We start from the raw sequence: 13,179 nt of genomic DNA on the forward strand, positions 1-13,179 counted from the left end.
ATGTCTTGAATCCTGTGTCCCAAATCGCACGTCTCATGTCTCATATCTAAAAAGAAAAACTAAACCAAAAATAAAAACACAGTGAAAAAGTTGCTTGTTTTGGCTTTTGCCATGTTACCGTTATTTGCTTTTGCTCAGGAACCGGGGATCGGTCTTAGATTTGGAGAACCATTTTCAATTACCTACAAAACCTTTATCGATGATAAAATTTCCTTGGAAGGAATGGTCGGAAGAGTCGGACCCAACAGCGGTCAATATTACCGGAGAGATTTTGACAACAACAGGCCAAGCCCAAATGCATTTTATGTAGGCCACAGTACCTCCAACACCTGGTCATTGAATTTCCGCGGAGCATATCATGAGGACTTCTCGGATGATTTCAATATCGGTTCAGGTTACTTGTTGGGCTATGCAGGGGCTGGTGTTCAGCTTCGTTCTGTATTGGTAGATTACGCCTTTACAGATTCTTCCATTTCGCAGGCGACGCTTAGAGAAACACGAAGAAATATGGATTTTGGCCCTGAGGCATTTGGCGGCGCGGAGTATTACTTTGATGAAGCCCCGATCAGTGTTTTTGGGGAAGTTGGTTTCTTTATGGAATTGTTGGACCGTTTTGGGCACTTTAGGCTGCAAGGCGCAATCGGAGTCCGGTACTTATTTTGATCTAACTACCTTTAAGGAAAAACCTTATGAAAACCTTTTTTAATATCATCCAAGTAATATCCCATTCATGAAAAAAACTATTGTTCTCATTTTTGTCATTTTATTGACTGCAATTGGTTTTTATGTTTTCAATAAAATGGGAGGCTTCAATGAAGTCCACCTTGAGGTTGTCGAGGGTATGAAAATTAATTTGGTTGGGAAAAATTTCAAAGGAATCCCCCAAGATGAGAAGCTTACAAAGGCCTTTCAGGAAATTGAAAGTATCAAGAATAACAATCCGGGAGCTGCACTTTATACCATTTACTATTCTGAACCTGCAGGAAAATTGGATACAATGGAGGTTTTTGTAGGTCTGGATTCCAAATGGATACCTGATACTGCCGGATTTGAAACCATTTCATTTTCAAATGAAAATGCAATTGTTGCCACCATTACTGCCCATCGTTTTGTAATGCCAAGCCCATTGAAAATCAAAAACAAAATCATTGTCTTTGCAAAAGAAAATAGCTTGCCTGAACCTGTGGTATTTATTGATCAGATTGTCGGGCTCGACGAAGTCAAAGTCATTGGGATAAAAAACACAAAATAAAACCTGTTTCAATTTTACTTCGTTGAGTTGAAACAAATCAAATTGAAATTTCTCTTTCTTAGCTTTTATTCAAAATTTTAAACCAGAATTATTATGAGAAAATTACTTTCTTTATTACTAGTGGGAGCTTTGGCTACCATTTATGCCTGTGTAGGACCTGTAGGACCTCCGGGGGTACCGGGACCTCAAGGACCACAAGGTCAGGCAGGAGTTAATATAGTTGCTGAGGCATTTGAAGTGAATGTCAATTTTACATCTGCAAATAACTATCTGGCTGTCTTTGATTTTCAGCCGCCAATTTTTGACAGCGATGTGGTCTTGATGTATGTCCGATGGGAAACAGCCAATGGCAATACAATCTGGAGGGCATTGCCTCAGACAGTCCTTTTTGATGAAGGTACTTTGATCTATAATTATGATTTCAGCAAAGATGATTTTAGCGTCTTTTTAGAAACAAATTTCGATCCTAGCCTGTTGGGAACAGATTGGACTGCAAACCAAAGATTCAGGGTGGTAGTTGTTCCGGCGGATTTCAGTTCTAGGATTGATTACAATGATTATGAAGGAGTGGTCAAAATGCTTGGACTTTCCGAAAGCGATTTTGTGAAACTCGAAGCAAGAAAATAAATTTAAAAAGCCTCCAAATTGGAGGCTTTTTTACTTTTATAATCCATAGTTTTTCATTTTTGCGTAAGTAGGAGAATTAAAATAGAGAGTGCCTAAAAAATAATATTGTCCGCTTGACACCATACACCACCAAAGTCTATTAGAAGTTTTTAATTCCTTACCTCCTAATTCAAATTGGGATTCTATATTTGCAGCATGCTATTGAAGAATGATTTATTGATCCGTGCCGCAAAAGGCGAAAAAGTAGAAAGAACACCCGTATGGCTGATGCGTCAGGCCGGAAGAATCCTACCTGAGTACCGCGCAGTCCGTGAAAGCGTGAGTGGTTTTATTGAATTGGCTCAAACACCCGAATTGGCGGCAGAAGTGACCATACAGCCGGTGGATATTTTGGACGTCGATGCGGCAATTATTTTTTCAGATATTTTGGTGATCCCTGAAGCCATGGGATTGCCCTATGAAATGCAGGAAAAGCGTGGACCTTGGTTTCCTGAGACTGTAAAGGATGTTTCTGACTTAAAGAAACTGAGAATTGCTGACGGCGTGGATGACCTCAGCTACGTAATCGAAGCGATCAAAATCACTAAAAAAGCGCTGAACGGCAGGGTTCCTTTGATTGGATTTGCCGGTGCGCCATGGACGATTTTTGCTTACATGGTCGAAGGGTCAGGAAGCAAGACTTTTTCCAAATCCAGGGCAATGCTCTATACACAACCGGAGTTTTCCCATCAACTGCTGCAGATGATTACTGACAGCACGATCAACTACCTGAAAGCACAGGTTGCGGCAGGTGCTAACCTTATCCAGATATTTGACAGTTGGGCGGGAATCTTACCTCCAAACCATTACCTGGAGTTTTCCCTTCCCTATATCTCCCAGATCTGTGATGCCATCCAAAATGTACCGACAACGGTTTTTGCGAAAGGTGCTTTTTTTGCAAGAAAAGAAATGGCTGGGCTGAATTGCGACACCATAGGATTGGATTGGAATATGGGGATAGCTGAATCAAGAGATATCATCGGTCCCAATAAAACCTTGCAGGGAAATTTGGATCCTGCTGCACTTTATGGCTCTGCCAAAGAAGTGGAAGCAGCCACGAGACTGATGATGGACCAATTCAAAGGGACTAGGCACATCGCAAACCTTGGACATGGCGTCTATCCCGACATTGATCCCGAGATGGTAAAAGTGTTTATTGAGACAGTGAAAAATTATTCCTAATCATAAGGAAACTTTATTTACCGCAATGGACGCAAAGGTTTCGCAATGATCAAAATGGACTCAAAATTAGGCCGGCGGAGTTGTAAGGGGGCGACCCGATTACGCTATCCCTATTTCGAAAACGGAACCAATTCATCCCCTACCTTAATCTTGTCTCCTTTAAGTAAAAGCATATTTTGGCCAAACATTACCTTATTGTCAAAAGTCCTGAATGTTGCCAAGGTCTTCAAGGGTTCTTTGCCTTTTTCGGCAGTTTCCTGATTGACAGTCGTCATCACGCAGCGGGCGCAGGGTTTGGTGATTTTAAATACAGCCTCCCCTACTTGGACTTTGTCCCAAGCATCATCTTCGAAAGGTATCCCTCCCGAAAAAACAAGATTCGGCCTGAACCTGTCCATGGGGACAGCTTTATTGAGCTTTGAATTGAGTCCATCCAATGCAGCCTGACCGATCAAGAGATATGGCATGGCATCAGCAAAACCAACAGATTCATTGTTGACCGCATATTTAGGAGACAATTTCCTTTTAGTGGATTCAGGCATGATGACCAAATCACATTCCATTTCAAGGATTTCTGAAAACCATTTGCTGACTTTTTCTCCCACTATCTGACCGATTACCTCATCTTCCCATACCTGAACAGACTTAAAAATTTCAGATTGGGGGAGAAACGGAATTTGAATCCTATATACGTTGTCTTTTTTATGGAAAACCAAAAGACCTTGTTCCCCAACCTCTACCTGTAAAAGTGCCATTTCAGGAAAAGTCCTTTGGGACAGAAACATCCCCTCTTTATCTACCAACATCCACCTCCGGTCAAATTTCAATCCCCTCTCTTCCAGTTTAGATTCTTCTAACCTGATGCCTCCAAGTGATTTGATGGGATAAATATAGATGTCTTGTAGCTGCATTATGTTTTAAAATGGATTAAACGGCTGATATTCTTTGATTTTAGCAAATTAAAATCCAAAGGTAAGAAGTCTTTCAGGGGTTAAAATGTTTACCTCTTGAAACAAAAAATCTAATTCCATTCCTTGAGTCTATCGGGAATTTCTTGGGGAATAAATTTGGTAACAATGTTCCTAATTGGATTGCCCTCACCATTACTCCAAGCATAGAAAGGATTAAAAAGTTGGTATGCCATGGTGTTTTTGGAAGATTGATTGGAATAAAAAAAAGCGGTACCAATGCAAATCAGGAAGACGAGCACCCATTTTTTTCGTTCTTGGTTTCTTTTCTTAGTATCCAAAACCTTCATACGGCTAAGATACAGATAAGAATAAAAAAGTTGCATCAATTAAAGAAAAAATAACAACAAAAAAATATAAAACTCCTCAGTTAAAATAGAGATAGGGAAATTTTTTGACCAGGTTCTATAGGAAATTCACCTGATTTTCCCTCAAATGATTCATAAATATTTAGGACTTGCTATCAAAAATTTACCTAGAAAAACAAGGCTTGTCACCTCAATTTCTCAGCTTTTCTTTCTCCAATTTCCTTCGATAAAACGGACGTTTTTTCACTTCAATCTTGCCAAAAGCTGATCAAAATAAAACCAATGTAAATTCCTGATTATTGATGATTTAGACCTTAAAAACCCCAAATGCAAAAATAAGCTTGCTCAATGGTAATATGGTACAGCATCCTGTTTATTTACCCAAACGATTAATTTTAACAGCCAATTTTCACATTTTTAATAAAATTGAAAAATTTTAAGTATTCGAAAAATTCAAACGTTTTCGGTTGCTGATTCTATTTGTAAAAATAGATTTTGTTAACGATTAATAAAAAATAACATTATTCTGTTAACAGGCATTTGACCAAAAGCCCAAATGGCCATTTGTTAAAAATTGCAAAATATAATTTAAACATTCAATTTAGAATTGAAATCAACTACATAAACAATTTCGTTTTTTTCAAAACAACAAACCCTATGAGAAATTATTTACAAAAACTAAAGGCTTTTGCTATGGTTTCAGTACTGATGATTTTCAGTATTGCCTCGGCATTTGCTCAAGGCAGGGAGGTATCAGGAACTGTCCTGGATGCTACCTTAAGAGATCCCCTTCCGGGAGTAACAGTTCTGGTTAAAGGTACTACAAGAGGTACCACCACTGACCTGGATGGAAAATTTAAATTAGACGTACAGCCGGGAGATGCTACTTTGGTTTTCTCTTTCGTTGGCTTTACGGCACAAGAAGTAGCGATTGGAAACCAAAGTGTATTCAACATCGAATTGGCTGAGGATATCCAAAGCTTGCAGGAGGCTGTTGTAATCGGTTACGGTACACAAGACAAGAAGGAAATCACTTCAGCTGTTACGAACGTCGGAACAGAGCAATTCAACCGTGGTAACTTCCCTAACCCAACCCAATTGCTTCAGGGTAAAGTAGCCGGTCTTTCTGTGACACGTGCAGGTGGTAACCCCAACTCACAGCCTACTTTGAGATTGAGAGGTATTTCTTCTTTCGGTGCTACGCAGTCTCCCTTGATCGTATTGGATGGGGTCATCGGTGCTTCTATTGATGCGGTCGATCCAAATGACATCGAATCTTTTGACGTATTGAAAGATGCATCTGCTGCTGCAATCTATGGTACAAGAGGTGCTGCCGGTGTGATTTTGATTACTACCAAAAAGGGTTCTTCCAAAAAAGGTGTTTCCAATGTCACCATCAATACTTTTGGTGCAGTTGAAGTTCCTACCAACCTGATTCCTATTCTTTCTCCGGAGGAATTCGTGGCAAGAGGAGGTACAGATTATGGTTCCAGAACCGATTGGAGAGATGAAGTTACCCAGACTGCTTTGAACGGAACAGTTAATGCTTCTGTAACAGGCGGTTTTGAAAACACCAACTACCTTGCTTCTGTCAACTACCGTAATAACGACGGTATCGTAAAAGGAACTAACAGGGAAACACTCAACACCCGTTTCAACTTGAACCATGGTGCATTGCAAAACAGGTTGAGAATGAATATGGGATTGGCTTATACGCAGACAAATACAACTGACGTAAACGGAGAGGCTGTAAGATATGCCACTATTTACAACCCAACTGCTCCTATCTTTGAAAGAGACTTTATCGGCACAGGTGAATCAACTGTCGACAGAGATACTCGTATTGCAAATGCAAACAGGGATTTTGGTGGTTATTTCCAAAGACCGTTGTTTGATTATTTCAATCCGGTGGCATTAATCAATCAGCAAAAATTCACTAATGATATCAAAAGTGCCATTTACTCTTACAGAATGGAATATGACTTGAGTGATAAATTTATCATCGCAACACAATTTTCAGAAGATAGATTGTCAGTCAATTCCACAGAGTTTTTCTCTTATCAGGATTATAATGTCGGTTTTGGTAGAAGTGGTTCTGCGGGCCAAAGTTTATTTAACAGAACTACAAGCATTTGGAATGGTACCATCAGATTCCAAGATGAAATTTTTGACAAAATGGATTTCACGTTCTTGGGAGGTGCTGAAACCCAGATCTTCAATGAAAACGGTTTTAACGCTTCATCTTCAAGATTTCTATTTGACCAAGGTGCAAACAACCTAGGTGCAGGTGGTCTAAGATTCGGTCCGGGCACAGGCATGGGTTCATTTGCTACTAGAGCGGTTTTGAATTCTGTATTTGGAAGGGCAAACTTTAACTACAACAATACTTATTTCTTCTCTGCCTCAGTAAGGGCTGAGACTTATTCAGGATTTGGTAAAGAAAACCAAACTGGTATCTTCCCTGCAGTAACAGCGGGTGCTGATTTGACTCAGGTTTTGGACATGGGACCATTCAGCCAATTCAAACCAAGGGTCTCTTTGGGTGTTGTAGGTCAGTTACCTCCTTCCCCAACATTGGCTTTGGGTATCTTCGGTAACGGTAATAGAATCCCTTTGAATCTTGCAGAGCCAATCAACTCTGTATTTGTGGGAGTTAACCAACTTTCAAACCCTAACCCTCAGTTGAAGTGGGAAACCACGCAGGAGTTGAACTTTGGTTTGGATTACGCCTTAATGAACGGCAAAATAACCGGTACGATGGATTACTGGAGAAGAAACATCTCTGACTTGTTGTTCAACACACAAGTTCCTGTAGGTGCTCCAAATGAATTCCTTCCTGGCAACTTCTACACCGCCAACACCATTTGGGCGAATATCGCTGATCTTTCAAGTGCAGGTTTTGAGTTCTTAGTAAATGTCAATAATATAAAATTGGGTGCTGTCAATTGGAATCCTTCTGCGAATTTCACGATCTATAGAAGAACAACTATCGATCGAATAGGCGTTGGTTCTATCAGTCTTCCTGAAATCCGTCAGGCAACACCAGGATCTCCTGGACAAAACAACAACGAGATCGTTTGGAACAGAGTAGGTGAAGAAATCGGTAATTTCTATGGACCGAAATTTTTGGGCTTGACCGAAAACGGAGAATACATCCTAAGCACCGAAAGACCTGAAGAGTTTGAAAACTTAGGAAATGGTCTTCCTACGGCTGACTTTGGTTTCTCTAACTCATTCTCTTACAAAAACTGGGATTTAAATTTCTTACTAAGAGGTAGTGTTGGCCACTTGATCTACAACTCCTTCAGAGGTTTCTATGAAAATGCTGATGGCGCTTCTAATACTTGGAACTCTGTTGTGACCAAAAATACGCCAACCAACCCACTTGTTACATCTACACCAACATTCTCTGACCTTTATTTGGAAAGAGGAGACTTTGTAAGGTTGGACAACTTGCAGTTGGGCTATAACCTTCCTGTCAAATCTGCTGCAATCAGCAATTTCAGGTTGTATGCAGGTGTTCAAAACCTTTTCACGATCACTCAGTTTTCAGGTGTAGACCCTGAAGTTAGATGGACAGATGATGGAAATCCATTAGCGCCCGGTATTGAAAGAAGAAATACTTATTTCGTGCCTAGAACCTGGACCGCAGGTTTAACCTTTACATTAAAATAACATAAACTCAAAATAAATATGTTACGATCAATTAAATCATTATTTGTTGGAGGTCTCGTGGCAGTAACCATGGGATCATGCTGGGAATTAGAACAGGAAGTTCTGACGGGTGTAACCCAGGAAGACCTGTCAAATAGCACGCGTCCGGAGTTGATTGAAGTACTGAAGCAATCTGCTTATGCTGCCGTAGTCGGCAACTGGGGAGGTCACGGAGGTTTGTACAGTATCAATGAAGTTTCATCTGACCAATTGGCAATTCCTCAAAAAGGTGCTGACTGGGAAGATGGTGGTATTTGGCTAAGAAACCACAGACATACATGGGCTGTGGGTGACGGTGCTTACAACGGTGCTTGGCAATATTGCTTCAGAATCGTCGGTGAGACCAACTTGTTGTTGCAGCAATATCCTGAAGTGGAAGCTTTGGGTGCAGAATTGAGAGTTTTGAGAGCATTGGCTTATTTGTGGTTGATTGACAACTTCGGTAATGTGCCAATCATTGTGGAAACTGACAGAGGTGGAAACCCTGCCCAAAATACAAGGGCTGAAGTTTTCGCTTTCATTGAAAGCAGCATCAAAGACAACGTGGATTTACTTCCAAAAACCAATGTGAAGACCAACTTGAACTATTGGACCGCCCACATGATTTTGGCCAAGCTTTATTTAAATGCTGAAGTTTATTTGAGTACTACTCCAGGTGTATTGGATCCTTCCAAAGGAAGATGGGCAGATGCTGAAGCTGCTTTAGACGTAATCATCAATTCAGGTCAGTACAGTTTGACTCCTAATTTCTTCCAAAATTTCTCAGCTACGAATGCAAATTCAACTGAGAATATGTTTACTCTTCCTTATGACGCAAACAATGCAGGTGGTTTTAATATCCACCACATGACATTCCATTATGTCAACCAAGCTACTTTCAACTTGGTAGAACAGCCATGGAATGGTTATACAGCCTTGGAAGAATTCTACAACAGCTTTGAAGCAGGAGACTTAAGAAAAGGTTCTTTGAGAGAAGGAATCCAAAGATCCTCTACAGGAGTTGACTTGATAGATGCCTCCGCTGAAGCTGGAGATCCTGACGGACCCGTTGTAAACTTTACTCCTGAAATCAATCAATTGGCTCCAAATGCTTTCAGACAAGCCGGAACCAGAATCAACAAATTTGAAGTTCCACTTGGATCTGCAAACAGCTTGAACAACGACTTCCCGATCTTCAGATATGGTGATGTCATCTTGATGAAAGCAGAATGCGCATGGAAACTCGGAAGGACCGCAGACGCCATTGCTTTGGTAAATCAGATCAGAACAAGATCTTCAGCGCCTGCTTTGACTACTTTGGATGCTGATATCTTATTGGCAGAAAGAGGAAAAGAATTCTTTGCTGAAGGCCAAAGAAGATCTGATTTGATTAGATTCGGAAAATACACTGCTGCATGGTGGGAGAAGCCTGCTTCTCAGCCCTTCAGAACATTGTTCCCCATTCCTCAAGGACAGCTTCAGGCTAATCCAAACCTGACACAAAATCCTGGATATTAATCCAAATATTTTGATATTACAATGATAAAAGAAGTGCACATCCGTGCACTTCTTTTTGATTTAATGGATACCTTCGGATTAGAAAACAGAACCCAATCGCATATTAACCCTTCCAAAATGTCTTCACTGACACATAACATCTTCTTTTTTTTAATTGGCTTACTCCTCTTTTCTTCCTGCGCAAAAAAGGGAGAAGAAAAAACAACTCTTTTTGAACTGATGGATAAAAAGTTGACAGGAATCAACTTCAACAATAACCTAGAATATAACGAAAAATTCAATCCTTATCTTTTTAGAAATTTTTATAATGGGGCAGGTGTAGCCCTTGGTGATATTAACAATGACGGTTTGGTTGATATCTTTTTGTCCGGAAACCAACAAGAAAATAAATTATACCTCAATAAAGGAAATTTTCAATTTGAAGACATTACCGCAAAAGCAGGATTGGCTGTAAAGGGAATATGGTCGACCGGAGTAAGCATGGCCGATATCAACGCTGACGGTTGGCTAGATATATATGTTTGTAAATCCGGCCCTTTGGGTGGAACTCAGCGTTATAATGAACTTTTTATCAATAACGGTGACTTGACATTCACCGAAAGTGCAAGAGAATTTGGAATAGCCGATGAAGGGCTTTCCCAGCATGCAGTATTTTTTGACTATGACAAAGACGGTGACTTGGACATGTACCTGTTAAACAATTCCATCAGGTCCATAGGTGTAAATGACCTAAGGATCGGACAGAGAAATATCCGAGATCCATTTGGAGGGAACAAACTTTACCGAAACGACAGTGGAAAATATACCGATGTAAGCGAATCTGCCGGTATTTATGGTTCTGCCATAGGTTATGGATTGGGTGTAACAGTAGCTGACCTCAATAAGGATACTTGGCCGGACTTGTATGTCTCCAATGATTTTTTTGAAAAAGACTACCTCTACATCAATAATGGCGACGGTACCTTTAGCGAATCTCTCGAAGACATGATGACTGAAATCAGCATGGGTTCTATGGGTGCTGACATCGCCGACCTGGACAATGACGGTTGGCAGGATGTCTTTGTCACTGAAATGCTACCGGCTACCATGGCAAGGTTGAAGACCAAAACTCCATTTGAGGAATGGGACAAGTATCAAGCGAACGTTGCAGGTGGGTATTTCCATCAGTTTACCCGAAACACCTTACAAAGGAATCTTGGTTTTCAACCCAACAGTAATCAGATTCATTTTTCGGAAATAGGCAGACAGGCAGGCGTACATGCTACCGACTGGAGTTGGGGGGCTTTGATTTTTGACACTGACAATGACGGGCTGAAAGATATTTTTGTGGCAAACGGAATAGTCAAAGACCTTACAGATTTTGATTATGTCGACTATTATGTCAATAACCAGGACCTGATTGCCCAATTCAAGCGGGACAGTATTTTGTTGACCAAGATGATTGATGAATTTCCTTCTAATCCACAGATGAACTTTCTGTTTCATAACGAGGGCAATTTCAAGTTCAAAAACATTGCTGCTGAATCAGGAATGGAGCAATTGACTTTTTCGACAGGCGCTGCTTATGCTGACTTGGACAATGACGGTGACCTTGACTTGGTGGTCAATAACCTCAACGGTGAGGTTTCCATATTCAAAAACAACAGCAGGGAAATCAACAAAAACCATTTTCTCCAATTTGATCTCAAGGGTCAATTCGGAACCCAAGTGACTCTTTTTGCCGGAAATGATCTGTTCTTTGCAGAGCACAATCCAGTCAAAGGCTATATGTCTTCCGTAGACCACAAGCTTCATTTTGGACTTGGTCAGGTAGAGAAAATTGATTCTGTGATCGTCCTTTGGCCAAATGGAAAAGCCACCAAGATAACCGATGTATTACCGGATCAATTGTTGGTATTGGATCCTTCCACAGCGACTGAAGATTGGAAATTTGTCAAAGCGGTCACAAATCCCCTCCTCTTACCCTCTTCCATCAAACTTCCATGGAAACATCAGGAAAGCGATTTTATAGATTTTGACAGGGACAGGCTGAGGTTTCATATGATTTCCAATGAAGGACCAAAAATAGCTATCGGTGACATCAATGCAGATGGACTCGATGACCTTTTCCTTCCCGGTGCAAAAGGTCAAGCCTCCTCCATTTATATTCAAAAGCCCTCTGGAGATTTTCAAATTCATCAAAAATTCGAGACAGATTCAGTCGCTGAAGATGTCGACGGATTGTTTTTTGATGCGGATGGGGATGGGGACTTGGATCTCTATGTCGTGAGCGGAAGTCTTGAATTCAGTGCTTTCAACATGAATTACCTGGATCGGCTTTACCTAAACAATGGCAAAGGATATTTTTCCAAAACAAAAGAAAGCCTTCCGATGGTTTTTCAGAGTTCCTCTTTTGCAAAGGCTTTTGACTACAACGGAGATGGAAAAATGGATCTTTTGATCGGGACGAGAACAGTGCCTTTTGCCTACGGTGTACCCGGTGATGTGACACTGTTGGAAAATCAGGGGAATGCTGTTTTTGTGGATAAAACCATGGAGTTTGCTCCGGAATTGAAGAATATCGGAATGACAAGGGAAGCATGGATTGGGGATTTGGATGGGGATGGGATAGCCGAAATTGTGATTGTCGGGGAGTGGATGGGAATCAAAGTATTTAAAAAAGCCAGTGGAAAATATTATGATGCTTCCTCTGAATTTGGATTAGACAAAACCAGCGGTCTTTGGAATACCCTCCACGTAGCAGATGTCAATGGAGACGGGTTGCCTGATATTCTAGCAGGAAATTCAGGAACCAATACACGTCTTCAGGCTTCTTCTGAAAAACCATTGCAATTACAAATCAATGATTACGATCAAAACGGAAGCGTCGAACAAATCCTTACCCAATACGAAGGTGACAGCACCTACCCATTGGTTTTGAAATCCACCTTAATCAAGCAATTACCTGCATTGCGAAAGCAATTGTTGACTTATGATTCCTACAAAAGCAAAAGATTGGAGGACTTATTCCCTCAAGAGATATTGTCCCGAAACATGGTCCTGAATGTACATACTTTGGAAACAAGCCTGTTTATCAATCAGGGAAATGGTACATTTGTAAAAGCATTTCTGCCCTACACCATCCAACGAAGCCCTGTCTATGCCATCCATTCCTTTATGGATGATTTAGGAAAAATCCATTTGCTGTTTGGAGGAAACCAAAGCCGGATCAAACCTGAATTGGGGATCAATATGGGAAGCTATGGATGGCACCTAACAGGATCAAATGAAAAAGACCTCCACTTGATTCCTGCCAATCAATCGGGATTCTTTGTAAGAGGAGAAATCAGGGATATCAAAAACATCAAAACTTCAAAAGGAATTAGAATTGTAATCAGTAGGAATAATGATGTGCCGGTTGTTATGGAAATGGTAAAATGAGGTGTAAGAGAAGATGAAAATTAAAAGATTAAAAGTAAAAGTTTAATTGTAAGGCCTGCCCGAATCAAGAAGGATAGTCAATCTTTTATCTCATTGTCATAAAGCGGTTAACAAAAGAATTTGCTAAAAGGTAAATTCACCTTACTATTAAAGAAAGAAGCTTCTTTCAAGA

The 13,179-nt window shown here is 40.5% G+C and carries 8 protein-coding genes; 7 read left to right on the plus strand and 1 reads right to left on the minus strand.

Going from position 1 to position 13,179, the window contains the following annotated elements; translation table 11 throughout:
• Positions 1-81: 81 nt before the first annotated feature.
• The 4 genes from NK987_RS10605 (at position 82) to hemE (ending at position 3,100) form a co-directional block, all read left to right on the plus strand.
• Positions 82-663 carry a hypothetical protein gene (locus NK987_RS10605; protein ID WP_258425161.1) on the plus strand — a complete coding sequence of 194 codons (582 nt, stop codon included), beginning with the start codon at positions 82-84 and terminating at the stop codon, positions 661-663.
• 67 nt (positions 664-730) lie between these two features.
• On the plus strand, positions 731-1,252 hold the full coding sequence (locus NK987_RS10610; RefSeq protein WP_259263825.1) for a hypothetical protein: 522 nt from the start codon (positions 731-733) through the stop codon (positions 1,250-1,252).
• A gap of 93 nt (positions 1,253-1,345) precedes the next feature.
• Positions 1,346-1,879: a hypothetical protein gene (locus NK987_RS10615; RefSeq protein ID WP_258425163.1), complete on the plus strand. Its 534-nt coding sequence runs from the start codon at positions 1,346-1,348 to the stop codon at positions 1,877-1,879.
• 195 nt (positions 1,880-2,074) lie between these two features.
• Positions 2,075-3,100 (plus strand): uroporphyrinogen decarboxylase, encoded by a 1,026-nt coding sequence (gene hemE, locus NK987_RS10620; protein ID WP_259263826.1) that lies wholly within the window; start codon positions 2,075-2,077, stop codon positions 3,098-3,100.
• Positions 3,101-3,210: 110 nt separating this feature from the next.
• Here hemE and NK987_RS10625 read toward each other — a convergent pair whose 3' ends face one another.
• Positions 3,211-4,011, minus strand: a complete 801-nt coding sequence (locus NK987_RS10625) for an MOSC domain-containing protein (RefSeq protein ID WP_259263827.1) — start codon at positions 4,009-4,011, stop codon at positions 3,211-3,213.
• 1,022 nt (positions 4,012-5,033) lie between these two features.
• Here NK987_RS10625 and NK987_RS10630 point away from each other — a divergent pair.
• The 3 genes from NK987_RS10630 to NK987_RS10640 all read left to right on the plus strand — a co-directional run bounded on the left by NK987_RS10630 (position 5,034) and on the right by NK987_RS10640 (position 13,007).
• The gene (locus NK987_RS10630) at positions 5,034-8,051 is read left to right on the plus strand and encodes a SusC/RagA family TonB-linked outer membrane protein (protein ID WP_259263828.1); all 3,018 of its coding nucleotides are present in this window, start codon (positions 5,034-5,036) and stop codon (positions 8,049-8,051) included.
• An 18-nt stretch (positions 8,052-8,069) separates the two neighbouring features.
• On the plus strand, positions 8,070-9,587 hold the full coding sequence (locus tag NK987_RS10635) for a RagB/SusD family nutrient uptake outer membrane protein (RefSeq protein WP_259263829.1): 1,518 nt from the start codon (positions 8,070-8,072) through the stop codon (positions 9,585-9,587).
• Positions 9,588-9,704: 117 nt separating this feature from the next.
• Positions 9,705-13,007, plus strand: a complete 3,303-nt coding sequence (locus NK987_RS10640; RefSeq protein ID WP_420841180.1) for a VCBS repeat-containing protein — start codon at positions 9,705-9,707, stop codon at positions 13,005-13,007.
• The last annotated feature ends 172 nt before the right edge of the window (positions 13,008-13,179 follow it).

The sequence above is a fragment of the Aquiflexum gelatinilyticum genome (assembly GCF_024813435.1).
In the GTDB taxonomy this organism is placed as follows: domain Bacteria; phylum Bacteroidota; class Bacteroidia; order Cytophagales; family Cyclobacteriaceae; genus Cognataquiflexum; species Cognataquiflexum gelatinilyticum.

Bases quoted from the DNA above. Each gene is read 5' to 3' on its own strand.
- NK987_RS10610 (WP_259263825.1), top strand. From the start codon at position 731: ATGAAAAAAACTATTGTTCTCATTTTTGTCATTTTATTGACTGCAATT.
- NK987_RS10615 (WP_258425163.1), top strand. From the start codon at position 1,346: ATGAGAAAATTACTTTCTTTATTACTAGTGGGAGCTTTGGCTACCATT.
- hemE (WP_259263826.1), top strand. From the start codon at position 2,075: ATGCTATTGAAGAATGATTTATTGATCCGTGCCGCAAAAGGCGAAAAA.
- NK987_RS10625 (WP_259263827.1), bottom strand. From the start codon at position 4,011: ATGCAGCTACAAGACATCTATATTTATCCCATCAAATCACTTGGAGGC.
- NK987_RS10630 (WP_259263828.1), top strand. From the start codon at position 5,034: ATGAGAAATTATTTACAAAAACTAAAGGCTTTTGCTATGGTTTCAGTA.
- NK987_RS10635 (WP_259263829.1), top strand. From the start codon at position 8,070: ATGTTACGATCAATTAAATCATTATTTGTTGGAGGTCTCGTGGCAGTA.
- NK987_RS10640 (WP_420841180.1), top strand. From the start codon at position 9,705: ATGTCTTCACTGACACATAACATCTTCTTTTTTTTAATTGGCTTACTC.